This window comes from Tatumella sp. UBA2305 (genome assembly GCF_002345795.1).
In the GTDB taxonomy this organism is placed as follows: domain Bacteria; phylum Pseudomonadota; class Gammaproteobacteria; order Enterobacterales; family Enterobacteriaceae; genus Tatumella; species Tatumella morbirosei.
In genome coordinates, this window is the sequence record NZ_DDVT01000015.1 from 138,342 (window position 1) to 160,903 (window position 22,562).

At 50.0% G+C, this 22,562-nt stretch carries 25 protein-coding genes, 1 tRNA gene and 2 pseudogenes; 10 read left to right on the forward strand and 18 right to left on the reverse strand.

The annotated features are described in order from the left end of the window. Positions 1-76 precede the first annotated feature (76 nt). Positions 77-868: a transporter substrate-binding domain-containing protein gene (locus B3Z23_RS06995; RefSeq protein WP_294904746.1), complete on the reverse strand. Its 792-nt coding sequence runs from the start codon at positions 866-868 to the stop codon at positions 77-79. 359 nt (positions 869-1,227) lie between these two features. Here B3Z23_RS06995 and B3Z23_RS07000 point away from each other — a divergent pair, with 359 nt between their 5' ends. The 4 genes from B3Z23_RS07000 (at position 1,228) to B3Z23_RS07015 (ending at position 5,489) form a co-directional block, all read left to right on the forward strand. Next, a complete protein-coding gene (locus tag B3Z23_RS07000) occupies positions 1,228-2,571 on the forward strand; it encodes an alanine racemase (protein ID WP_294904750.1) in 1,344 nt (447 codons plus the stop codon). Positions 2,572-2,587: 16 nt separating this feature from the next. After that, a complete protein-coding gene (locus tag B3Z23_RS07005) occupies positions 2,588-3,379 on the forward strand; it encodes a maleate cis-trans isomerase family protein (RefSeq protein WP_294904753.1) in 792 nt (263 codons plus the stop codon). Next, positions 3,376-4,509: a M20 family metallopeptidase gene (locus B3Z23_RS07010; protein ID WP_294904756.1), complete on the forward strand. Its 1,134-nt coding sequence runs from the start codon at positions 3,376-3,378 to the stop codon at positions 4,507-4,509. The genes B3Z23_RS07005 and B3Z23_RS07010 overlap by 4 nt, the downstream gene beginning before the upstream one ends. Before the next feature lie 95 nt (positions 4,510-4,604). After that, positions 4,605-5,489 (forward strand): LysR substrate-binding domain-containing protein, encoded by an 885-nt coding sequence (locus B3Z23_RS07015; protein WP_294904759.1) that lies wholly within the window; start codon positions 4,605-4,607, stop codon positions 5,487-5,489. 143 nt (positions 5,490-5,632) lie between these two features. Here B3Z23_RS07015 and B3Z23_RS07020 read toward each other — a convergent pair. Next, positions 5,633-5,936, reverse strand: a pseudogene (locus B3Z23_RS07020) (transposase); the annotation flags it as partial. A 581-nt stretch (positions 5,937-6,517) separates the two neighbouring features. On the opposite strand from B3Z23_RS07020, the gene B3Z23_RS07025 reads away from it, so the two are divergent. After that, positions 6,518-6,676, forward strand: a complete 159-nt coding sequence (locus B3Z23_RS07025; RefSeq protein ID WP_294907631.1) for an S-type pyocin domain-containing protein — start codon at positions 6,518-6,520, stop codon at positions 6,674-6,676. Here the strand turns inward: B3Z23_RS07025 and B3Z23_RS07030 are convergent. From B3Z23_RS07030 to shiA, 8 genes and pseudogenes are all read right to left on the reverse strand, one after another. Beyond that, positions 6,628-7,169 (reverse strand): annotated as a pseudogene (locus B3Z23_RS07030) (tyrosine-type recombinase/integrase); the annotation flags it as partial. The gene B3Z23_RS07025 and the pseudogene B3Z23_RS07030 overlap by 49 nt on opposite strands. 161 nt (positions 7,170-7,330) lie before the next feature. Continuing rightward, a tRNA-Asn gene (locus B3Z23_RS07035) sits at positions 7,331-7,406 on the reverse strand. 327 nt (positions 7,407-7,733) lie between these two features. Then, entirely contained in the window at positions 7,734-8,834 is a 1,101-nt protein-coding gene (locus tag B3Z23_RS07040; protein WP_294907633.1) for a porin, read from the reverse strand. 252 nt (positions 8,835-9,086) lie between these two features. Next, complete coding sequence (locus B3Z23_RS07045; protein ID WP_294904762.1) at positions 9,087-9,881, reverse strand: metal ABC transporter permease; 795 nt, start codon at positions 9,879-9,881, stop codon at positions 9,087-9,089. Continuing rightward, the gene (locus tag B3Z23_RS07050) at positions 9,874-10,773 is read right to left on the reverse strand and encodes a metal ABC transporter permease (RefSeq protein ID WP_294904764.1); all 900 of its coding nucleotides are present in this window, start codon (positions 10,771-10,773) and stop codon (positions 9,874-9,876) included. The genes B3Z23_RS07045 and B3Z23_RS07050 overlap by 8 nt, the downstream gene beginning before the upstream one ends. Before the next feature lie 10 nt (positions 10,774-10,783). After that, positions 10,784-11,614, reverse strand: a complete 831-nt coding sequence (locus B3Z23_RS07055) for a metal ABC transporter ATP-binding protein (protein WP_038021054.1) — start codon at positions 11,612-11,614, stop codon at positions 10,784-10,786. 6 nt (positions 11,615-11,620) lie between these two features. After that, the gene (locus tag B3Z23_RS07060) at positions 11,621-12,607 is read right to left on the reverse strand and encodes a metal ABC transporter solute-binding protein, Zn/Mn family (protein WP_294904769.1); all 987 of its coding nucleotides are present in this window, start codon (positions 12,605-12,607) and stop codon (positions 11,621-11,623) included. A 331-nt stretch (positions 12,608-12,938) separates the two neighbouring features. Beyond that, entirely contained in the window at positions 12,939-14,249 is a 1,311-nt protein-coding gene (gene shiA, locus B3Z23_RS07065; RefSeq protein ID WP_294904771.1) for a shikimate transporter, read from the reverse strand. 391 nt (positions 14,250-14,640) lie between these two features. Between shiA and B3Z23_RS07070 the strand changes: the two genes are divergently transcribed. From B3Z23_RS07070 to dsrB, 5 genes are all read left to right on the forward strand, one after another. Then, positions 14,641-15,348 (forward strand): phosphohydrolase, encoded by a 708-nt coding sequence (locus tag B3Z23_RS07070; RefSeq protein WP_294904774.1) that lies wholly within the window; start codon positions 14,641-14,643, stop codon positions 15,346-15,348. 345 nt (positions 15,349-15,693) lie between these two features. After that, positions 15,694-15,972: a hypothetical protein gene (locus tag B3Z23_RS07075; protein WP_294904776.1), complete on the forward strand. Its 279-nt coding sequence runs from the start codon at positions 15,694-15,696 to the stop codon at positions 15,970-15,972. A gap of 57 nt (positions 15,973-16,029) precedes the next feature. Continuing rightward, the gene (locus tag B3Z23_RS07080; protein ID WP_294904779.1) at positions 16,030-16,944 is read left to right on the forward strand and encodes a DUF808 family protein; all 915 of its coding nucleotides are present in this window, start codon (positions 16,030-16,032) and stop codon (positions 16,942-16,944) included. A 32-nt stretch (positions 16,945-16,976) separates the two neighbouring features. Continuing rightward, positions 16,977-17,108 carry a hypothetical protein gene (locus tag B3Z23_RS07085; RefSeq protein ID WP_281177686.1) on the forward strand — a complete coding sequence of 44 codons (132 nt, stop codon included), beginning with the start codon at positions 16,977-16,979 and terminating at the stop codon, positions 17,106-17,108. Between the two features lie 98 nt (positions 17,109-17,206). Then, on the forward strand, positions 17,207-17,407 hold the full coding sequence (gene dsrB / locus B3Z23_RS07090) for a protein DsrB (RefSeq protein ID WP_294904785.1): 201 nt from the start codon (positions 17,207-17,209) through the stop codon (positions 17,405-17,407). Positions 17,408-17,442: 35 nt separating this feature from the next. Here the strand turns inward: dsrB and rcsA are convergent, their stop codons facing one another. From rcsA to fliL, 8 genes are all read right to left on the reverse strand, one after another. After that, on the reverse strand, positions 17,443-18,075 hold the full coding sequence (gene rcsA, locus B3Z23_RS07095; RefSeq protein WP_294904789.1) for a transcriptional regulator RcsA: 633 nt from the start codon (positions 18,073-18,075) through the stop codon (positions 17,443-17,445). A 280-nt stretch (positions 18,076-18,355) separates the two neighbouring features. Next, a complete protein-coding gene (gene fliR / locus B3Z23_RS07100; protein ID WP_294904792.1) occupies positions 18,356-19,129 on the reverse strand; it encodes a flagellar biosynthetic protein FliR in 774 nt (257 codons plus the stop codon). A 6-nt stretch (positions 19,130-19,135) separates the two neighbouring features. Further along, positions 19,136-19,405 carry a flagellar biosynthesis protein FliQ gene (fliQ, locus tag B3Z23_RS07105; protein ID WP_294904795.1) on the reverse strand — a complete coding sequence of 90 codons (270 nt, stop codon included), beginning with the start codon at positions 19,403-19,405 and terminating at the stop codon, positions 19,136-19,138. A gap of 36 nt (positions 19,406-19,441) precedes the next feature. Next, complete coding sequence (fliP, locus tag B3Z23_RS07110) at positions 19,442-20,170, reverse strand: flagellar type III secretion system pore protein FliP (protein ID WP_294904798.1); 729 nt, start codon at positions 20,168-20,170, stop codon at positions 19,442-19,444. Positions 20,171-20,172: 2 nt separating this feature from the next. Then, positions 20,173-20,556: a flagellar biosynthetic protein FliO gene (gene fliO, locus B3Z23_RS07115; RefSeq protein WP_294904802.1), complete on the reverse strand. Its 384-nt coding sequence runs from the start codon at positions 20,554-20,556 to the stop codon at positions 20,173-20,175. 2 nt (positions 20,557-20,558) lie between these two features. Then, a complete protein-coding gene (gene fliN / locus B3Z23_RS07120) occupies positions 20,559-20,963 on the reverse strand; it encodes a flagellar motor switch protein FliN (RefSeq protein ID WP_294904805.1) in 405 nt (134 codons plus the stop codon). Next, entirely contained in the window at positions 20,956-21,963 is a 1,008-nt protein-coding gene (gene fliM, locus B3Z23_RS07125; protein ID WP_294904807.1) for a flagellar motor switch protein FliM, read from the reverse strand. The genes fliN and fliM overlap by 8 nt, the downstream gene beginning before the upstream one ends. A gap of 4 nt (positions 21,964-21,967) precedes the next feature. Further along, positions 21,968-22,462 (reverse strand): flagellar basal body-associated protein FliL, encoded by a 495-nt coding sequence (gene fliL, locus B3Z23_RS07130; RefSeq protein WP_294904810.1) that lies wholly within the window; start codon positions 22,460-22,462, stop codon positions 21,968-21,970. Positions 22,463-22,562: the final 100 nt, after the last annotated feature.

The window sequence follows — 22,562 nt, forward strand, 5'->3', positions numbered from 1 at the left end:
TTATCTCTTACCCGTCACTGAAAAGAGGTGTATGCAGCATGGGCCTGCATACACTTAAAGAAAAACATCTGTCTGGTTATTGACCGATTGCTGCCTGATACTGCTCTGAGGTTGGACCTGCGAGGTGATATTTATCCAGCAGCTTTTGATAAACACCATTGCCTTTGATGACAGTAAAGGCCTTCTCAAGCTCAGCTTTGATTTCCGGGTGATTTTTGGCGATACCAATACCGAGCACTACCGGGTAGAGTATTTCTTTGGAGCTGATGATAAGGCGACCTTGTGTTTTATCCATAGCAACTTTCAGTACGGCAACGTCATCTGCCTGTGCATCGACATTCCCTGATAGCACTGCCTGGCTGGCTTCGGCTGAGGTTGGGAACTCTCTGATGTCAATCGACTTACCGGCATCGGAACAGGCTTTACTAAGGGTACTGATATACGCCGCTCCTTTGATAATCCCGACACGTTTACCGCACAATTGCAACGGTTGCTCAGGCTGGAATGTACTGCCTTTTTTCACAGCAAAACCCAGTCCAGCATCAGCGTATGGAATAAAATCGATAACCTTAGCGCGCTCTGGTTTGATAAACATAGACGATGCAATGACATCGAATTTGTTGGCATTCAGACCCAAAATAAGATTCTCGAAACGGGTGTCATTAAATTGCAGTTTGAAATTCCCCGTTTTTGCCAAAGCTTGCATAAATTCAGCATCGAACCCAGACGGTTGCTTATTACTGTCAAAGTAGATGTAGGGGGGGGAGGTGATATCGCTTCCCACTCGCAATGTGCGTTCGTCTTGTGCCTGTACGGCACAGCCGATCAATAACAGTGAAGTTAACGCACTTTTCAAAAAGATTTTCATTGCTGTGTATCCTCGGTTTTAAATTCTGCGACTTGCCTGTTATCAGCACAGGACAGTTAGTCGAGATTTACACTCCCTGTAGTTGGTCAGATAGTCAGGCTCCCTTGGTGTGGCGCCACATCATTACTATTAATGACTCTGCCAGAGTGAACAAACTATAAATTCTGTTATACATGTTAATTAAACTAACGAATTCCGTTGGAATAAAATAAAAGACTAATTAAAACATTATCTTATGATTAATATAGGTGTCTTATGTAAAAAAAACTAATATCTTTCAAAGAAAAACCTGCTAGTGGACAAAGTGAAACAACCATTACACTTTGCTCGTTCAGAACCCACAGCTGCCACAGGAGTCAATGATGGAACCCTTTCCCGATCTTATTTCATGCGATCAAGGGCAACTTGCCGGTCATTTAGATGACATAAAGAAATCATTACCGGGAATAATGTGTAAAGGCATTCCCGCTGATTTTTCAGGGTGTTTCGGGGATATTGGTGACCAGGGTTATTTCCTGGGTGATCAGCGATTACCCATGCCAGTGGCTTTTTTACGCGATGATGTGATGCTAAAAAATCGGCAGTGGATGTCTGAATTTATTGCAAAGGCCGGCGTGAGTCTGGCACCGCATGGCAAAACTACGCTGTCACCTGAATTGTTCAGCATGCAGCTAGAAGACGGCATATGGGGGATCACTGCGGCCACCGCGCAACAGGTGGTGTTCCTGGCGCGTCTTGGTATACGTCGTATATTGCTGGCAAACCAGTTGGTTGGGGAAGGCAATATCCATATGGTGCTGGATATTCTGCAGCAATATCCTGCTCTTCAGTTATGGCTGACCGTTGATAGTCGACAGAATGTTGACCAATTAGTCAATGCCAGCTCCGCTTACACTACGCCGTCATCGCTTCGTTTATTAGTTGAAATTGGTGTGGAAGGTGGGCGTACCGGCGTGCGCTGTATCGCAGATGCTCTGGATCTGGGACACCATATTATGCAACAGCCTTATGTTCAACTGAGTGGTATTGAAGGCTATGAAGGTATTGTGGCAGGACACGATCAGGCTGCCCGGGAGCAAGCTGTTCAGCGAATGATCGCCACGATGATAGAGTGTGCTGAAAAATTTGAAGCAGAAAAATTGTGGGCATGTGATGAAATTCTACTGACAGCCGGTGGCACAGAGTTTTTCGATCTCTGTAGCCCACTGAAACAGTTCCAGAGCCAGATTCCTTGTCGGGCAGTCATTCGATCTGGTTGCTACATCTCCAGTGACAGCATCGCTTATAAACGGGCATTTCAGCGCATTGAACAACGTACATCAACGGCTCGTCAGTTAAGTGTACCGGCACCCGAAGGGGCATTGGAAGTTTGGGCGGTCTTCCAGTCTAATCCCGAATCAGGTTTGGGGTTTGTCACCCTGGGTAAACGAGATATTTCTCATGACTGGGAGCTTCCTGTTCCCCTTTATTGGTTCAGGCCGGGTGAAATGTTGCACCCACAGCGTATGCCTGAAGGCCATACCGTCACGAAGTTAAACGATCAGCATACTTATCTCCATCTGCCAGAGGATACCCCTTTGCAGATAGGTGATTTGATCGGTTTTGGTATTTCCCATGCCTGTACCACGTTTGATAAATGGCACTGCCTGCTCAGGGTTGATGATCAATACAGGGTCACGGGTGCCGTGAGAACCTTCTTTTGATTCCAGGAATTTTGCCATGACTACACAACCATTATCAGCCACACCCGTCGTCCATCCCACTACCTCAGGAGGTGGGGAGCCTTACGGGCATGAAGCCAGGATTGGGCTTATCGTACTATCGACCGATCCCGTTATCGAACGAGATTTTCACCGGATGGTGCCCGAAGACAGTATGGGTGTTTTCTCAACCCGTATTTATCTGGAAACACCAAACTGTGACCAAACGTTTCTTGCCCTTGCTGAGGAGCTGGAGCCAGCCGCAAGCCTGTTGCTCCCGGACTCGAGACTTGATGTGATTGTTTTTGGCTGTACTTCAGCTTCAACGTTGATAGGCCCTGAAAACATCGCTGCCCGTATCCAGCAGGGCCGACCTGGTGTTGCTGTGACTAATCCGGCAACGGCTGCTCTTGCGGCGTTACGTTTTTTTAAGGCTAAACGGATTGCACTTGTTACCCCTTATACCGTCTCCATGACCGAGAATGTCATGGCCTTTCTGCAGGAGGACGGAATCACGTTCAGCTCTGTTCGGGTTGCTGGCCTCGATACCGACCATGCTATTGGAGCTATTCCGGCAGAATATTTCGTAGATGCAGTTCTTGCTTCTGACTTGTCTGAAGTTGATGCAGTGTTTATTTCCTGCACGGGTACTCAGGCACTCAATGTTATCGATGAAATAGAAGCGAAAACCGGGCTTCCGGTTGTTGTCAGCAATCAGGCCGCATTCTGGCACGCATTACAACTGGCTGGCTGGAAGAAAAACATCACAGGCTTTGGGCGATTACTGAATTTAATGGGAGAAAAGGGATGAGTGAAACACTGGCATTGACACGGGCACTGATTGCTCAGAATACCATTGACCCGCCGGGGAATGAGCGTTTGGCTGCCATGGTAATTGCTCAGGCCTTGCGCAGAGAGGGGATTGAGCCACTGGTGTATGAAATTTCACCAGGGAGGACAAATCTGGTCGCCAAAATTCGCGGTACTGGCGAACTGCCTGCTCTGGCCTTCTCTGCCCACTTTGACACTATTGGTGTTGAGCCAGAAAAATGGCAGGTCGATCCCTTTGCCGGTGAGATTCGCGAGGGGCGTTTATATGGGCGCGGCGCAACAGACATGAAAGGGGGGATGGCCGCAATGACTGTCGCAGCATTGAATATCGTGCGTTCGGGTCGTCAGCTAAAAGGTGACTTGCTCCTGACATTCTCAGCGGCAGAAAATTCAGATTGCCTGGGGGCCAGAAGGTTGTTAGCCGATGGACATTTTTCCGGTGTGGGTGCCTTACTGGTGTCAGAACCAACAGGAAACCGTACCTTTGTGTCAGAAAAAGGCGCACTCTGGCTGCGAGCAACGGCGCGTGGTGAATACGGGCACAATGCGTTTTCTGAAGATCGCCAGGGCGATCGCGGTAATGCCATTGTACGGCTGGCAAGGTATCTGGATAAAGCCCATGACCTGAAACTTGAAGCACCAGAACACCGTCATATTGGTCCCCCTACCATCAACATCGGGATGATCCGTGGGGGACTGTCGTTTCCACTTATCCCCGACGCAGCCTCAGCTGACATTGATGTCAGACTGGTCCCGGGACAAGATCCTGAATCAGTTATGGCCGTATTTCAGGCCATTGCCGGTCCGCACATCACACTTGAGCTGCTTGATTTTAAACTGCCAGTTGATACAGCGGATGATCATCCTTTTGTCGGACAATGTCTGGCTGCGTGTCTGGCAGAAGGTGTTGAGAATCCTGGGCCAGCGGGTGTTGCCTACTACTCTGATGCGGCGATTATTGCGCCAGCACTCAATTTGCCAATGGTGATCATAGGACCGGGTGAGGTAGGAATGAGTGGTGCGGTGGATGAGTACGTCTGGCTGGATAAACTTGAAGCCTCGACCCGCATATTTGAACGTGTAGCATTGTCTTATCTCGGTGCAGAATAAAGAATTGTAGGGAATTTTTAACAGTATCAGGAAATGGACTTCCTTTATCGAAAAACAGTATGATCGGCTTTTAATGCTACGACAGTGATAACTTAATGATTCTTCCACCTCTTAATGCTGTACGGGCTTTTGAAGCCACGGCCAGGCTTCTCAGTATTTCAAAAGCAGGAGAAGAACTGTGTGTTACCCATGCGGCGGTCAGCGGTCAAATCAAAAAACTGGAATCATGGATTGGAAGAAAGTTATTTGAGCGATCTGGGCGGGGTGTGGCACTGACCCCGGCAGGACAGCAGTATTACCAGTCGATGCAACAGGCGCTGGGTATTATTTCTGCGGCATCACAGTCACTGCGTGTGCGTAAAGAAAGCAACACCATTTCAGTCGCCTGTATTCCTTCCATTGCCACTCGTTGGTTGATTCCTGCGCTGTCAGAATTTACTTCGCAGTTTCCGCATATAACCATTGAGGTGGCTTACTCTCAGGCTCATGACTCTTTCGATTCTGAAAAGCATGATGTTCTGATTACCCATCAGAATGTGAATGCCGGTGATGTCACCTCCACGCTTCTTTTTTCCCGTATTAACAAACCGGTGGCCAGTCCACGTTATCTTGAAAGAAGTGCATGCGATACCCGACTGAACAACGCCATGTTGTTACATGATGAGGTAATTTCAGCTTGGGAAGAATGGTTTACTAAGGCGGGATACCGTCCGGCAAATCTTAGTCATGGCCCTGTGTATCAGGATTTTAACCTGCTGGCTACCGCCGTTATTGCCGGTCATGGCGTTGCATTATGCCCGATAGAGGTATTCCATCGGGAACTTGCAAGTGGGGATCTGGTCGTCCTCTCAGATATTTCAACGTTGGATGATGAAGGTTATTACCTGCTCTCGGAGAAGGAGTGTAATCGTTCGACACAAGCTTTCTGCCAGTGGTTTTCGAATGTGTGCCGGCAAAAGAAAGGTCATAATTTTATATGATCATCATTTTTACAGTCAGAATGTGTAGGTTATTGTCGCGGTTAACACCCCCTCGTTTCGTCTCAATACCATTGCTGCTTTGTAAATCGTAACCGACTCCCTTTTGAGAATCGAAAAACAAAGCCTTCCGGCGAGCTTGGATCCAGCAGATCTTCAACGTCCTCACGCTTCTGCACCGGCCTCAGAACTTTTTTGGATGACATCCTGCAGCATTTCTATGCCCAGACTCAGAACAGCTACCAGACGTTTTAGGCGGTGATTCTCTTCCTCCAACTGCGTCAGACGGCGTAATTCAGTCGCCCCTATGCCGCCGAATTTCTTCTTCCAGTTTTAAAAAGTGGCCTCAGGAATACCCATATTTCTGCAGACTTCCTCAACCCGAGGGCCGGTTTCTGCCTGTTTCAGGGCGAAAGCTACCTGTTCTTCCCTATAACGTGTCTTTTTCATGCCGGATTACTTCATTTAATGAGAGAAAGAAAAGCTGGAAACTCCACTTTACACCGGGACTGAACAAAAGGAGGAGATCAGCCAAATCCTGCCTGCGTGGTTAGGGCTGTAATGATGCCGGGCAGGAGTAGGAACCTCATACTAATTTCGCTGCGATGGCATTTTATCGGGCTGTCCCACCTGCTGAGCCTGCATCGGATAATGATGTGGTCCGGCACACCCGGACTGCCCGGAAGAAGACACCCGCAGAGGAAATCTTAAAGCGAAAGAAACGATACGCTATGTATCAATGGTGGTTCGGTAATCATGAGGAAGTGGAATACCAGCGGGCCACAGCCGCAGCGATAAGTGCTGCTAATGCTCAGACGGCTGTCGAAGGTGCCAGTGTCCTTGTTCTGATGGGTGGGAGTGCCATTACGTCAGGAACGTGGGAGGTAAAACCGGGTAAGATGGCAACCGGACCGGGAAGGATTGCTGCCAGCGGCCCCGGTGCGCTCATCGCCGTAATCGTGATGGGAATGATGCCCGGCAGGCTTAATGACGGTGAGCAGGATTTCATTGACCGTCCGCGTCTGGAACAGATGCGTGAAGCTCCGACGCGTGCGCGTTATACATGGGAGCAGGACGAGCAGGGTAATCTGAAGCCGCATGGCAGGCATACCCCATCGGGTCAGGATAGGATGCGTGTGCACAAAATGGAGTGGGACAATGCATGTCGCGTGATTTTGCACAGGTGCTGACGAGTACGGGACGCGACTTCCAGCAACCCTTTTGTCTCTATGTCTTTCAGCATGTCGATAAAATGGGGAGCTTTGAGTTCTGTGACTGGCAGGAGCCCGATTTTCGGGAAGATATGATTGTTCATGCTGGCAAGCAGGCGGGCAGAGTGGTTCCCTGACCAGATTCGATTGCTTTTATGCCAGCTCAACGCAACGTGTTTAAAGGTTTTTTCCGGTGCGTGGACTGCTTTGTCTGCGATACGTTGCTGGGCAGGATTGATATTTTGCGCGAGGAGTTTACGGATGCCTTCACGCTATTGTCGGGCATAAGTCAGAGAAACATCGGGATAAGCCCTAAGCCAAGCCGGGATTCTTTACTATTGTTACTATATTTGAGATACCAGAGACGTGAACCGCCTGGATTGACTAAAAGGTACAGGTCATGAGAATCGGAAACTTTGAAAGATTTAGCAGATGGTTTTAAGCTGCAGGTTTTTGTGTCGTTAAGAGACATTTGGGGGGCACTACGTCATCGAACTAACCTGCCCCCAGATTTGACCACCAACTTTTCCCGATGCAGAGAGTAAAATCAAAATACATCAGGAAGAGTTTTCACGCCAACCTGTTGAATCAAAATAACATAAGGATTCGCAAGGATGCATGAATGGAGGAAATTGGCTCCTCTGACTGGACTCGAACCAGTGACATACGGATTAACAGTCCGCCGTTCTACCGACTGAACTACAGAGGAATTGTCGTGAAGACGAGGCGCATATTAGCGGCGCCTGCCTGGGTTGTCAAAGGTCTTTCGCGCGGGTTTTGACTGAATGTTGAATATTTCAGCGCTCCTGCTAAATCTGGCGCAAAAACCATCGTTTGTGCGCTGTGCAGCCGCGATCACCGGTCACTTTGTCGTCTCGTTGGTTTCGGTCGGGTAGATCTGATCAATCACGTTCTGCTCAATATCTTTTTATTCGATGAAAATAACGGTAACGATGGGTAAAAATTGGGCAATCCAGGTGGGAAAACCAGGGGGTTTTACCGGCCCTGACACTGGATGGGCCGGTGGTGGGGCGAATCAAAATTTGTAGGTCATGCCCACTGCCAGAATATTATCGGTATCCAGTTGCAGTTTATTATCAGAGGACAGACGGTTAATTTCGTAGTCAGTAAACAGCGACATATTTTTGTTAAAGTACCAGGTAAAAGCGACATCGATATAATTGACTAAATCGGCATCACCCACCCCTTCAATATTTTCGGCACGGGTATAAACATAGCCAAGAGAAGGCGCGAATCCTGAGTCAAACTGGTACTGAGCCGCCAGTTCCATCGTCTGGGTTTTGCGGGCATAACCAGTGACTTTCTTTTTAGACAGGCTGGAAACCCCTTTGGGTACCGTTAACGGGATGGTATTACGGGTTTGAGCAAAGGTGGCGGCCAGATAAATCTGGTTGGCGTCGTACTGAATGCCGACAGTTTTGGTGGTGGCTCTGTCTCCGGAACCGAGGGCTTCCTCTTTCTGAGCCAGGGTACGGTCAGAGGATGCATAGGCTGCACCCACACTAACACCACCGCCGATCAGGTAGCGGGCAGATGCCGCATAACCGTCACCATTGGTGGTTTTTTCTTTTCTGTCGTCATTTTCGTTTTTGCCCTGATATTGCAATGCCACATCCAGACCATCGATCAGGTCAAAGAAATCATTGTTGCGCCAGGTCAGCAAGCCATTGGCACGTTTGGTCATAAACTGGTCTTTTTTCACGTAGCCATCGCCCCCGAACTCCGGGAATACATCGGTCCAGGCCTCAATGTCGTATGTGGCACCATAGTTACGACCATAGTCGATGGAGCCCCATTTCTTAGCTTTCAGACCGGCAAAGCCCAGCCTGGTCTTGTCATTATCGGTGCCCTCAGACTCTGAGACGCTACTATCGGCTTCATATTCCCATTGACCATAACCTTGCAGCCAGTCATTAATTTTGGTCCGGCCTTTAAATCCGAACCGGACATAACTCTGGTCACCCTCATTATCTGCAGATTTGGAAATATAATGCTCGGCCCGGACTTTACCGTACAAACTTAATTTGTTGCCATCATTGTTGTAAATCAGAGCCGCATGAGAAGCCACAGGAATGAGTAATGAAGAAATAAAAATCGCGAGGGAATTGCCTTTAATCATTATTATCGCCACTGTTTCAGTAAGAAAAAGTCACCTCCCGTGCAGAAGCCGGACAGGTGATTTAAATAAGGTAACAATGATTTACAGGACGCAGATGATAGAAATATGACATGAGGGGGAATTCCGATAATTCATAATATTATCTGAATAAAAATTAAACATTGATGTCAGTGGTGGGGTGCAGGTGACAATAAATTCCGACCCGGCTCAGCAGAAATAACCTGAGTCCGGGCCAATAAGTACACAGTTTTACGCCGGTGTATGGCGGACAGCGCTAATCCCACGGCTGATAAGATAAAACAGTGCACCAAGGGTTCCGACAAAAAATCCGGGAGGCCAGTCGCTGAACCATGACAGGGTAATAGCACTCCATGCCACGGCCAGTGCCATCACCACGGACAGTAATAATGCGCTGCCCGGTCTGCGGCACAGGGTTCGTGCAATGGCGGCCGGGGCGACCATCAGGCTAAATACCAGTAATGAACCGACCACAGGCACCGCCAGACTGGTGGTGAGCGCGAGTATAGTCAGGAATCCGGCCTGGGTGGCGCGCAACGAAACTCCCCGTACCACGGCCAGTTCCGCTGAGAGTGAACTGAGCAACAGTCGGCGGAAAAGAAGGGCGGTAAGCGAAATACTGATGAAGGCGGTGACGGCCAGTGGGATTAACTGTCCCCGGCTAATCCCGAGCAGGTCACCAAACAGTAATGAATACACGGATTGTGCATAGCGTCCGCTAAGACTCAGTAACAGGGTTCCGGTAGCCAGTAACATGACCAGACAGAGCGCCGTGGCAGTTTCATGCCGGTGATGACGGCTGAAGTGACTGATTCCTGCGGCTCCCAACCCGGCAAACAGCAATACCCCATAAAACGGATTGATACCCAGTAACACCGCCGCCGCCGCACCGGGAAATGCCCCCATCGGTAAGGCATGCGCGGTAAAAGATTCACCGCGTAAAATAACAAAAAATCCGATGATGCCGCACAGGACCGCTACCAGAGTGGCGGCAATCCATCCGGTTAACATAAACCCGCTAAACATGCTGATTCTTCCTGAACAAACGTCCTGACAGCCGCTTTTCACGACTGAAGAGTCCGGAAACTACCCCACTGGCTGCCCAGATAATAAAAATGATCCCGACAATAAAGAAGCTGACCGGCCAGCCCTGGCCATTGGTCCAGTAGAAGCTTTCCCATGCCAGCCAGACACCGATACACACGGAGAGTAAACCGGTCAGGGCCGCGATAATCAGAGCCGTGGCTGCTGAACGGGCAAACTTCAGCGCTATGGCTGCAGGACCTGTCAGCAGTGCAGTCGACAAAATGGCGCCGACAGTCATTGAAGACAACGCCACGGCCAGTGCCAGTGCGGCCAGTTGCATAATACCCACCCGGCGCACAGCAACACCACGAATCATTGCCAGCTCAGGATCGATGGCACATAACAACACAGGTCGCCAGATCATCGCTAACAGTACCAGTACTGCCGCTCCGGTGGTGAGAATCCAGGGAATAATTGATGACGGCAATGTCCAGATGGATCCAAACATCACAGATAATGTGGCGCCAGACGAATTATGATGTTTTACAGCGAAATAGAGAAACAGGGCGGAAAACCCCAGCCCGGCACTGAGCACGATCCCCGTCGCCAGGCTGCGTTCCCGACTCCGTCGTGTCGCACTGAGTTCAATACCTGCGGCTCCGGCCAGCGCCATAATAATAAACCCGGCCAACGCATTGATGCCGAGCAGAAAGGAAGCGGCACCTCCTGCACTACTGATATCAGATAAGGCATGGCCGGCAAATGCATGGCCACGTATCAACGCGAATACCCCGGTAATTCCACAGACCAGGGCAGCACCACCGCCAACGATCAGGGCGGTATGCACGGTTTCACTGCTAAAAAAGCCGTGGCTGAATAACGCGGAAAACATAAATGAATACCTAAGGAACGGTGGTTACATGAGGGGCCTGGCAGTCTACCGGGTCAGAGAGGGCGCTGTCACGATCAGTGGCAACTACCAGTATCCGGCCGTGAACCCGGATCACATCGATATGGTAGCCATATAACTGACTGAGTACACTGGTACGGATAACCTGGTCTGTCGGCCCGCTGGCGGCCTGGCCATTAGCCAGATAGACTACCCTGTCCATCACAGGCAACAACGGATTAATATCATGGGCCGACAGCAACACCGAAACCTGCTGTTCACGTACCAGTCTTTTCAGCACACTGATGATATCTGCGGCAGCGGCCATATCCAGGTTAGCCAGAGGTTCATCCAGTAATAAAATCCGCGGGCGACGCACCAGTGCATGAGCAATCAGCACCCGTTGTTGTTGCCCGCCAGACAAGCGGCCGATCCGCTGGTCAGCGAAAGCAAGGGCATCGACCGACGCCAGAGTGTCATTAATTAACTGGCGATGACGGTTTGGCCAGAGTCTGAAACCCGGACGGTGGCCATCGAGTCCAAGGGCAACCACATCTCTGGCGGTCAGAGGAATATCCGGGTCGAGGAAGTTTTTCTGCGGGACATAACCCGCAGCAGAGAGTCCCTGTTGTACCGGATGACCGTTCAGTAATATCCGGCCACTGGATAATGGTTGCAGGCCAAGCAGCGAACGAAACAGAGTGGTTTTCCCTGAACCGTTGGCACCGATCAACCCACAAAATTCGCCGTGGTTGATATCGAAACTGACGTCATGAAGTACCTGCCGCCCGGGGTAACTGACCCCGAGCTGACTGACACTCAGTACCTGAGACTGGTGAGACATATTTTTTTATTTACCGGCAATCAATGATTCTGTGGAGGCTTTTTCTGTCAGGGCTTTACGTAACGCTTTGACTTCCGCCAGCATCCAGGACTGATAGTGATATCCTGGTACAGGCATTGTTTCATATACACCGACCACCGGTATATTATTTTTTCTCGCCAGGCTGAGGAAATGTTCGGTAATCGGGTCGGTGACCTGCTGATTATACAGGAATGCCCGGACTTTTTTACCGTTCAGTAACTCATTTTGCGCACTCACCAACTGAGGTGCCGGGTCAACATCATTCATGATGCCGTATTCAAGGGCCTTCGGGGTGAGGATTTTTACACCAGCAGCCTGCAGCAGGTAGTCACCTACCGGCTCGGTCACTGCCACCGGAGTATCAGGGAAATCTTTTTTGAATGCCTGAATAGCGGCATTGAGCGGTTGCATAGACTCACGGAATGAGGCTGCATTTTTCCGGAATTCTGCAGCGTGGTCAGGCAACGCTTTCGCCAACTGGTCGGCGATAGCATCAGCGACCGCCGGCATAGTGTTCGGGTCATACCACAGGTGCGGGTTTTCGGTATTTTCAGGCAGCTTCAGTAAGTTATGAACGTTGATGACTTTACGGTCAGAATTAGGTGATGCAGCAATCAGTTTATCAGCCCAGTCATCATAACCGGCACCATTTTCAACAATCAGCGTGGCGCTGGCAATCTGGCGGGCAATACCCGGGCTGGCTTCAAAAGTGTGCGGGTCAGTATTAGGGTCTGAGACAATCGAAGTGACCTCAACGTATTTGCCACCGATCTGGCTGATGACATCGGCATACTGATTTTCGATACCAATTGCGTGAACCGGGGCGTCTGCCGCATGGCTGGCCTGGCTGAATGCCAGTAGGGAAGTCATCATTGCGGCGACTGGCAGCAGGGAGCTGGTGAGTTTACCGGCAGAGATTCCGTGTTTTTTATTATTAACTTTGGTCAAAGTGGACTGAGTCATGTTTTGCATTTACATCCCCGTAGTATCGTGAGCAGGTTCTCGTGATGTTATAATATAACAATGAATGTCGGCGCTCATCCTATACTTTCTGAAAGTTCTGTCAATAGCCGCTACCCGTCACCAGAGTAAAATAGCCGTGGGTGGACTGCAGGTTTTCGTCCTGCGGAGTGCTCTGTGGGGAAAGGGTATCTCCGGGGATGATGAGTCGGAGGCCATGATCTGGCGGCCTCGCTGTTCAGTTGAGAGGCTATTTTGCCCCGGGAAGGGCGGCAGGAAGTTCAGGGGGGAGCGATGTACTCCGGAAACGAGCCTCCCGGTGAAGGGCCGGGAAGCCCTCAGATTATCCGTGGGTGCGGGTTTTCATTAATGCGGCGACCAATACCGATATCAGACAACCTACGCTCAGATAAACCGCTACGCTGTGCCAGCTGCCGCCAGACCCGGTGACTAATGCCGCAGCGATAAACGGGGTGAACCCGCCACCGACCACACTGGCTACCTGATAGCCCACCCCGGCACCACTGTAACGGAAACCGGCACCGAACATTTCTGTGAACATGGGCTGCTGAACACAGACCACCATGTCGTGAGCAATATTCGCCAGCATCAGTGAAAAAAAGATAATCCACACTACCGATTGTGATTCCAGCGCCATAAAAAAGGGTACCGCGCTGAGGGTACCGATCAGTGCCCCGGTAATATAAATTCGGCGCCTGCCATAGTTATCCGCAAGCCAGGCGAAGCAGGGAATAGTGACGCAGCTAATTGCCCCGACCAGCAGTCCAATATTCAGAAATAAGTCCCGGGACAGACCCAGATTCTGGGTCGAGTAATTGAGCGCGAAGGTAGTAACAATGTACATTGTTAACAGCTCACACAACCGCAATGCGATGATCTGCAAAAATGCCCCCGGGTGCTTAATCAGCGCCTGGAGAACGGGTAAGCCACTGTGTTGCTCCGGGATTGCCTGTTGTTCAAATTCAGCCGATTCCTGCATACCGTGACGAATCCACAGGGCGCCCGCCACCAGCATTACACTAAAAATAAACGGGATTCGCCATCCCCAGCTAATAAACTGCTGGTCGGTAGTGAAATGACTGATCAGCGATACCAGCCCGGTAGAAAGTAATAAACCAACGCCATAGCCCACCTGGACACCACTACTGTAAAAAGCTTTTTTCTTTTCCGGCGCACTTTCTACCGACAATAACGCTGCGCCACCCCATTCGCCACCTACCGCAAACCCCTGAATCGCACGCAGAGTCACCAGCAACACCGGAGCAAGCCAGCCGATTTGGTTAAAAGAGGGTAATAAACCGATAGCTGCCGTTGCACAACCCATAATCCAGACGGTCAGCATCAGCATGCGTTTACGGCCAAGACGATCACCAAAATGACCGAAAATAATGCCGCCTAACGGACGGAATAAAAAGCCAACGCCAAAAGTGGCGAATGCTGCCAGTGTGCCCATCGCAGGGCTGATTTGTGGGAAAAATTCACGGTTAAACACCAGCGCCGCAGTGATGCCGTATAACAGAAAGTCATACCAGTCGACCACTGCACCGGCAAAACTCCCCCAGGCAGCACGTCTTGCCCGTGAAAGAGAATGACCATGTGATTCACGGCTGTCTGATGTGAGTGTTGAGTCCATAGTTGTCCTGCCAGTCATTAGTTTTTTTTATCACTTCTGCACCCGCTGTAGTCTGCCATTATCATGGTGAGCCCGGGAGGTTTATGCAGGGGTAAGAGACTACCCCGACAGAGGGCTGCTGAAAACTGTTTTACTGCAGTTTTAAAGAAAAAGATAAAAACTGTTTATCACGCAGGTAAATCATGCACTTTGCCCGTCGGAGCAGGCTGAGTTTCACGCAGCAGAGTAATGACTGTCAGTGACATTGTCACCGACAACAATGTCGTTTAACATCAGTGACAATGCCATCTTTGTTACATTTAATTTTACCGTATTCTTAGCAGTGTAAGAATGCTGGCTTATGATTAACACAGGACAGCAAGTCCTTCAGGTCGAACAGGGGAGCGTAATAATGGCATTATTAACTGACTGGCAGTCCCGATTTGACCAATGGTTCAGGGAGAACTGGGACCATGAAGACAAAGCACATGATCTGGCACACCTGCAACGCGTCTGGGCCAGTGCGCAAAAGATTATGCAGGATAGTGCGGCCAATCCACTGGTTGTACTTACCGCCTGCTATTTTCACGACATTGTGAATCTGCCAAAGAATCATCCTGAGCGACACTTAGCATCCCGCTATGCTGCCCGGGAAACGCTGAGGGTGCTACGGGCAGATTTCGCCGATTTTCCCTCAGAACTCTACCCGGCCGTAAGTCATGCGGTCGAGGCACATAGTTTCAGCGCCGGAATACCCGCAGAAACCTTGGAAGCTAAAATTGTGCAGGATGCTGACCGGCTGGAGTCATTAGGGGCTATTGGTCTGGCACGGGTGTTTTATACCTCCGGAGCCCTGGGAAGGGCGTTGTTCGACAGTGAAGACCCGTTTGCCCGTCAACGTCCGCTGGATGATATCCATTGGGCACTGGACCATTTTCAGACCAAATTACTCGGCTTGCCGGCGACGATGCATACTGAGAGCGGCAGGGCGATTGCCAGGTATCATGCCGCGTTTCTGGTGGAGTATATGGCAAGACTGAGTAGTGAGCTGGCCGGAGGAGTACAGCATCCGGATGAAGCCATCCGCGAAGAGTTTATGGCGCGGGTAGATAAATGTTAACTGCAGCCGGCCCGGGTGGCCGGCTTTACTCCTCTGTCCGGGATTCCGGTTCAAATCTTTCACACACACTCCGGAATTGTCAGCCTATACTTCCGTAATGGTGAATGTGTTTCCTGTAATCTGTCAGGGGTTAGCATCGCCACTACGGTGAGAACCAGGCGCAGGATTAAAAAATCCGGTTGCGAGTTTACTCCGTCGATGCTGAAACGGGTTTACTCTGAATCACAGGCCTGTTACAAAGTGTGACTGAACAATCAGCGGGATCGCTACTGAGCGTGAAGTTTCTGAAGGACAAGCGCAGTCGCTAATGGCCTTCAACCTGTAACCTTCATCCGGAACCAAACCATGGCCAGTATCAAACTGACGGTAAAACGGCTGTATGCCCTGCAGAGTGAGCGGATGGTGAATACCCACGCAACCGCGACTATTTTTGTCGGAGAACAGTTGATCGCCACAGAAGAGATCAGTGGCCTGACCGAAACACCGGTGAGCAAGTATATTCATCATGATCTGCCCGCCGGCCAGCCGGTGCGGGTGGAATGGCAAACTGCGGGTATTGCCGATATGACCGTAAGTGAAATGGACGTTTGTCCGTGTTGTCGGCACAGTGAGCCGGAGGACTGAGTCACTGTGCTCATCATCATGATGAGTCGTTTTTTATTCAACAGGAAGGGTAATTTCTTGGCAGGAACCAGTTTACTTACGCTACTCGACGATATTGCAACCCTGCTGGATGATATTTCAGTCATGGGGAAAGTCGCCGCTAAGAAAACCGCCGGAGTATTAGGCGATGATTTATCACTCAATGCACAACAGGTGACGGGGGTAAAAGCTAACCGCGAGTTGCCTGTGGTATGGGGCGTAGCTAAGGGGTCGTTGCTTAACAAGGTTATTCTTGTTCCGCTGGCCTTACTGATATCGGCATTTGCCTCCTGGCTGATTACTCCGCTACTCATGCTGGGTGGCGCTTATCTGAGCTATGAGGGAGTGGAGAAAATCGTCCACTGGCTGACGGCAGATAAACACCGTAAATCTCCTGAGGCACGGCAGCAGCGGTTACAGAAGCTCAGTGAGCAGGAAGCTGCCCGTTATGAAAAAGATAAAATCAAAGGTGCGGTCCGTACCGATTTCATTTTATCGGCGGAGATCGTGGCCCTGACCCTGGGGATTGTCTCATCCGCACCATTACTTAACCAAATCCTGATCCTTGCGGGAATTGCTGTGTTGGTGACCGTAGGGGTATATGGCTTTGTTGCACTGATCGTTAAAATCGATGACCTGGGATTCTGGCTGCAAAAGAAACAATTATTCCTGGCTCGTAAAACCGGTGACGGTTTATTGGTCCTGGCACCGTTACTGATGAAAGTATTGTCAGTCGTCGGGACGCTGGCAATGTTTTTAGTTGGCGGCGGGATTGTCATCCACGGAGTCCCTTGGTTACATCACAAGGTGGAACAACTCAGTGAACAGAGCAGTGGTCTTTTCGCATCACTGATCGGCAGTATTGCAGCACCTCTGGTCATTGGTGCGGTGATTGGGTCGATTGTGCTGTGCCTGGTAAAACTGTTTGGAAAATTAACCGGTAAAAAGGTATAACTGCCGGCAGGTATAAAGTAGCGGAGTAGATGATGAGCGACGATATTTTCGAATTTGATATTGATGCCCAGCTGGCAGATGCAGAAGCCAAAGCACAGGAAAAGGCAAATGAAATCCCGACCGACCTGAATGATGAAGCCGATTGTGAAGGCTGTAAAATCTGATTTGTGGTCGATGTCAGTAGCGTATAATCTGAGCAGGACAGCCGAAAGGTTGTCCTGTTTTACTTTAACAGCATGATAAAAATAAACAGGAGCAGAAGATGCAGGTAAATGAATGGGTCAGTGTCAAAACCGACGGTGGACCCCGCAGAACCGGTCAGGTACTGGCGGTGGAATCATTCAGTGAAGGCGTCATGTTTCTGGTGGCTCTGGAAGATTATCCGCGTGGCATCTGGTTCTTCAACGAGAATAACTCTCCGGACGGTATCTTTGTGGAACCGACCACTCCACCGGCAGCGTAACGCCCCGGCTAAGCGATGGCAGTCACCCATAGCGATCACTGGCTGCAATTGAGCCCGCTGGTCAGGGTATGGGTCAGCCTGAGCAGATGATGGATAACCTGTTTGTTCTGAGTCTTGATTTTTTTCTTTATATTCCCTTTATGTGCCGAGATGGTTTTGGTTTTTATCTGCATTATCCCGGCTATTCTCACGGTATCATACCCGGACATCCACATTCTCAACATTTCATGTTCAGTCCGGCTTAGCGCTACCGGACCTGTCAGTGACGTGGTATTGCGTCGGCACTTGATCTTATTTTTTTTAATCAGAGAGCTGCTGATCAGTTCTTCCAGAGTGGTCTTGTCCAGCTGTTTGGTAGTGACAATAATATTATCCCGCAGACAGAGATACTCACTGAAATGGCCGTTAGACAATGCCATGAATATAATGAAGGTACTGTCCGGATAGCGGGAGATGATTTTTTTTAATACTACATCCTCAGAGCGGTTGTTACTAAGGCAGTGCTCCGAAATAAACACCAGCGCAGGACTTACCCGTGCTAATAGTTCGTCGAGCAGTTCGGGAGCGATCAGCTGATCGAGATTGTAGCAGGTGATACCTTTAGACCCCAGATAGTCATTCAGAGCGGTTTGGGTATAAACACATGGATCCATAATAACGCTTGTCATGCTGGCTGTTCCTGACCAAATTAAAACCTTACAAAATTGCAGAAATACCCATCAGTTTGTAAAAAGAAGGGGTATTGCTACAAAATTGAACAAATAGCATCCAGTGTTTGCAAAACAGGGCAATGTAATGATGAATATGTTGCCTGAAAAACGAAAATTATTAATAAAATATGTATAAGTATATTTAATGTATCCGCTCAAAGGAACCGGTATCATGAGAAAATTCTCATTATTGAATCTGTGAAAGGATTATCCCGCGACACGGAGAAAATAACAGCAGTTAGCGGAGCAACAGAGTGGCCAGCTGTTCCAGCAGGCCGTTAAATAGCTGGCTGCTGTAGGGGATAAACCAGGGGAGCAGTAGACGACAACTGAGTATACCCACCGACAGGGTTAGCGGGAAACCGACAACAAATACCGAAAGTTGGGGTGACATGCGGTTAAGTATCCCAAGAGTCATATTTAGTGTCAGCAACAGCATAATCAGTGGCAGAGCCAGTCGTAATGCACTACTAAAGATCATTGCAGCAAGGTTGCACAGACCACTAAAGAAGTCCGGCTGCCATCCACCATGACTGACCGGCAGTGCGGTGAACGTATCAGCCAGAATACTCAGTAGCCAGAGATGTCCGTCCGCACTCAAAAATAGCAACAACGCCAGGGTATAAAAGATTCGTGCCAGTATTGACAACGAACTGCGGGATGACGGGTCATAAAATGAGGCGAATGACAACCCCATTTGCATCCCGGCGACTTCCCCTGCCAGGCGCACAGCGGCAAATGCCAGCGACATACCCCAACCAAGACTGATACCGATGAGTAGTTGCTGGCACAGAGTCAGTAAACCTTGTGGGCTGAACAGTGGAATACCGCTGGCGGGAAGTAATGGAGTAAGCAGTGCTGACAGTGCCAGTGCCAGCCCGATTTTCACCCGGCTGTTGACCTGCTTGTCCCCGAGTAACGGTGCGGTACTGGTAAGCGCCAGAATACGACAAAAGGGCCAAAAATAATCACTGAACACTGTGGATAACTGATTCAGGCTGCCAGGGAGCATGACCCGTCAGCCTGCAGCAAAGGCGACAGAGGTAAACAGAGTACGCATATATTCCAGCAGACTGTTTAGCATCCAGGGGCCGGCAATCATCAGTGCCGTAATCACCGCCAGAATTTTAGGAATGAACGACAGAGTTTGTTCGTTTATCTGGGTGGCGGCCTGCAGCAGACTGATCAGCAGTCCGCTTATCAGCGCGGCCAGTAATGGAGGCGAAGCGAGCGACAAAGCAATTTTCAAAGCACCCTGACCAAGTGTCATTACAGATTCGGGAGACATGGTGAATTCCTCACAATATTGAGCGTCAGAGACCAGTTACCGGACAAAACTCTGTGCCAGGGAACCGATCAGCACCTGCCAACCGTTAGCCAGCACAAACAGCATCAGCTTAAATGGCAACGAAATGGTGGCGGGGGGAACCATCATCATCCCGAGAGCCATCAGTACGCTGGCGACCACTAAATCCACAATCATGAAAGGAATAAATATCGTAAATCCTATACGGAACGCCGTTTTCAGTTCACTGGTGATATATGCAGGGATCAGGATTCGCATCGGAACATCTTCAGGGCTTTGCAGAGCCGGATGATTGGCCAGCCGGACAAACAGCGCAAGGTCTGACTGTCGGGTTTGCTTTAGCATAAATTTTGCCAGTGGGCGGCTACCGGCCGCCAGAGCTTCTCCTGCCGGCATCTTGTTTTCGCTAAATGGCAGCCACGCCTGCTGATACACCTGGTCGAGTGTCGGAGACATCACAAACATTGTCAGAAATAATGCCAGCCCAAGCATGACCTGATTCGGCGGTGCGGAAGGCGTTCCTAGTGCGCTGCGTAGCAGACCGAAAACAATGATGATACGGGTGAAGCTGGTCATCATCAGCAACGCTGCCGGAAGCAGAGTCAGAGCACCGATAAAAATAAGTGTCTGGACCGGTAAAGGCCAGTCCGGGCTGTTGGCCGTCAGCGACTGTAAGGGGACAGCCGCCGCATTCCCCGCCGAAGGGATCAAACAGATCAGTAACAGGCACCGCATCAATAATTTCATGATTATTTTCCTCTCCCGGCCAGCATCGATCGCAACTGACTGAGAAATGCCTGGCTGACCGGTGGCCGGGAGGGCGAAGTATCAGCCGGTTCGCCCGCGGGAAGAGTACAGAGGTGGTTAATGTGCTGAGTCGTCACACCTACCACCAGTCGACAGTCCGGAAGATCCAGGATGACAATCCGCTGGTGCTGTCCGACCGCCAGACTGGCAATCACCTGCATCCGTGGAGAGCCAGGGTGGCGGGGCATATTGACTCGTTTGCTCAGCCAGCGCACTATTATCAGTAGTACTGCGACCAGCAGCACGGCGCAACCCGCTTGCCACAAACCACTGAAAGGAAGGTTACTGTCAGAAACCGGCAGTGCGTCAGCGAATAATATCGACATGGCTAACGACTCAGACGGCGCATACGTTCTGATGGGGTGATGATATCGGTGATCCTGACACCGTATTTATCATTGACCACCACGACTTCACCTTGCGCAATCAGATAGTTATTGATCAGAATATCCAGAGGTTCACCAGCCAACCCCTCCAGCGGGACAATCGAACCGCGGGTCAAACGCAACAATTCCTTGATAGTCATTCTGGTGCGCCCCAGTTCAACGGTAAGCCGCACAGGGATGTCCATGATCAGGCTGACATCCTGTTCATCTGTCGCCGGTACAGTGTCCGACAGATCATAATTCAACACCGGCTCAACTGAATCCGTGGTGGCTTGCTGTTCCAGTGCTTCCGCCCATGCATCATCATCTGAACCACTGTGTTCTGGAGGTTGTTGTATATCACTCATCAGGCTGCTCCTTGTGCAAAGAGTGTAAAATCGGACTGATCAGGCTGGTTACGCGTAATGCATACTGATCATTTAAAATGCCATGTTCGCCGGTGAATACCGGCACGTTATCCACATGAACTGTGACCAGTTCGGGTTTATCCAGGGTCAGGATATCGCCGGTTTTAAGTGCCAGAATGCGCGACAGAGGTAGCGGGATATCCGCAAAATGGGCGGTAAGTTCCAGTGCGGAAAGCTGTACCTCTTTGACAAGAGTTTCACGCCACTGGTTATCCTCCTGCAGGGAGTTTTCCAGCGGAGGGTTAACCAACAGTTCCCTTAATGGCTCAATCATGGCAAAGGGAATACAGATGCTGAACTCACCGACCAGATTACCAATTTCTACCTGAAAGGCGGTATTCACCACGATGTCATTGGGGGAGGTAGTGATATTGGTGAATTTTACCTGCATCTCAGATCGAACAAATTCGATAGACAGCGGATAAATCGCTTGCCAGGCCTCCCGGTAACTCTCCAGAGCTAGTTTCATCATCCGGTGGATCACCCGTTGTTCGGTATAGGTGAATTCACGGCCTTCTACTTTGGTCGGGAATCGTCCATCGCCCCCAAACAGGTTATCGACGGCAATAAATACCAGGCTGGGAGAAAATACCAACAATGCCGTCCCGCGCAGAGGTTTAAGATGAATCAGGTTCAGGTGAGTCGGTACCGGAAGATTCCGTGCAAACTCCTGATAAGGCTGAATATTGATTTGCCCGGCACTGATGTCGGGGCTGCGGCGCAGCAGGTTAAACAATCCCATCCGCAACTGTCTGGCGAAACGCTCATTAATAATCTCCAGCGCTTGCAAACGTTCGCGTACAATGCGGCGCTGGGTTGCCGGGTCATAGGCTTTTACTGTCTCTTCACCGGCTAACGGCCGTTCAGGATTATCACTACTGGCGTTATCACCATTCAATAACTGGTCGATCTCCGCCTGAGAAAGAATGTTGTCAGCCATGGGGTTATCTCAGAATAAAGGAGGTAAATAACACATCGTCAATCTGCTGAGGCGGCTGGTTAATCACTAAGGGCGGCGTCAATGCAGTCTTAATGCTGTCTGCCAGCTGCTGTTTACCTTGTTCAGTTTCCAGTTGATGTTGATTCTGGCTGGTCAGCAATAAAATCAAACGACTGCGTACTTCCGGTAAATACTGGTTTAACCTTTCACGGGTAGCTTCATCGGGTAAACGTAATGTAAAGCCGGCATAAAGTACCCGTTCATCATCATTATCACTACGGGCGGACAGGTTAACGGTAAAAGCTTCCAGTGGCAGAAATACCGGACTGGCGGGTGGGGTTACCACCGGGGCTGTTGCTCCGGTAGCAGGGGTATCATCCAGCCGCTGTAGTTGAAGATAGCTGAAAGCAGCAGCGCCGCAGGCCGCCAGGGTGATCACACAAAGTGTGATCCGAAGCAACAGCTTTTTCCCTGTTTTCTTTTTTGGCAGAGTTGTCATTGGCTAAATCAGTTCCTGTGATAAAAACAGCATTACCTGCTGCCTGAAATTATCCTGTGTTGATGACTGAACAATGGTCGGAAAAGAGCACATTTACGGG

Coding starts and splice junctions, on each gene's coding strand:
- B3Z23_RS06995 (WP_294904746.1), bottom strand. CDS start 868: ATGAAAATCTTTTTGAAAAGTGCGTTAACTTCACTGTTATTGATCGGC.
- B3Z23_RS07000 (WP_294904750.1), top strand. CDS start 1,228: ATGATGGAACCCTTTCCCGATCTTATTTCATGCGATCAAGGGCAACTT.
- B3Z23_RS07005 (WP_294904753.1), top strand. CDS start 2,588: ATGACTACACAACCATTATCAGCCACACCCGTCGTCCATCCCACTACC.
- B3Z23_RS07010 (WP_294904756.1), top strand. CDS start 3,376: ATGAGTGAAACACTGGCATTGACACGGGCACTGATTGCTCAGAATACC.
- B3Z23_RS07015 (WP_294904759.1), top strand. CDS start 4,605: ATGATTCTTCCACCTCTTAATGCTGTACGGGCTTTTGAAGCCACGGCC.
- B3Z23_RS07025 (WP_294907631.1), top strand. CDS start 6,518: ATGCGTGAAGCTCCGACGCGTGCGCGTTATACATGGGAGCAGGACGAG.
- B3Z23_RS07045 (WP_294904762.1), bottom strand. CDS start 9,881: ATGTTTAGCGGGTTTATGTTAACCGGATGGATTGCCGCCACTCTGGTA.
- B3Z23_RS07050 (WP_294904764.1), bottom strand. CDS start 10,773: ATGTTTTCCGCGTTATTCAGCCACGGCTTTTTTAGCAGTGAAACCGTG.
- B3Z23_RS07055 (WP_038021054.1), bottom strand. CDS start 11,614: ATGTCTCACCAGTCTCAGGTACTGAGTGTCAGTCAGCTCGGGGTCAGT.
- B3Z23_RS07060 (WP_294904769.1), bottom strand. CDS start 12,607: ATGCAAAACATGACTCAGTCCACTTTGACCAAAGTTAATAATAAAAAA.
- shiA (WP_294904771.1), bottom strand. CDS start 14,249: ATGGACTCAACACTCACATCAGACAGCCGTGAATCACATGGTCATTCT.
- B3Z23_RS07070 (WP_294904774.1), top strand. CDS start 14,641: ATGGCATTATTAACTGACTGGCAGTCCCGATTTGACCAATGGTTCAGG.
- B3Z23_RS07075 (WP_294904776.1), top strand. CDS start 15,694: ATGGCCAGTATCAAACTGACGGTAAAACGGCTGTATGCCCTGCAGAGT.
- B3Z23_RS07085 (WP_281177686.1), top strand. CDS start 16,977: ATGAGCGACGATATTTTCGAATTTGATATTGATGCCCAGCTGGCAGAT.
- dsrB (WP_294904785.1), top strand. CDS start 17,207: ATGCAGGTAAATGAATGGGTCAGTGTCAAAACCGACGGTGGACCCCGC.
- rcsA (WP_294904789.1), bottom strand. CDS start 18,075: ATGACAAGCGTTATTATGGATCCATGTGTTTATACCCAAACCGCTCTG.
- fliR (WP_294904792.1), bottom strand. CDS start 19,129: ATGCTCCCTGGCAGCCTGAATCAGTTATCCACAGTGTTCAGTGATTAT.
- fliQ (WP_294904795.1), bottom strand. CDS start 19,405: ATGTCTCCCGAATCTGTAATGACACTTGGTCAGGGTGCTTTGAAAATT.
- fliP (WP_294904798.1), bottom strand. CDS start 20,170: ATGAAATTATTGATGCGGTGCCTGTTACTGATCTGTTTGATCCCTTCG.
- fliO (WP_294904802.1), bottom strand. CDS start 20,556: ATGTCGATATTATTCGCTGACGCACTGCCGGTTTCTGACAGTAACCTT.
- fliN (WP_294904805.1), bottom strand. CDS start 20,963: ATGAGTGATATACAACAACCTCCAGAACACAGTGGTTCAGATGATGAT.
- fliM (WP_294904807.1), bottom strand. CDS start 21,963: ATGGCTGACAACATTCTTTCTCAGGCGGAGATCGACCAGTTATTGAAT.
- fliL (WP_294904810.1), bottom strand. CDS start 22,462: ATGACAACTCTGCCAAAAAAGAAAACAGGGAAAAAGCTGTTGCTTCGG.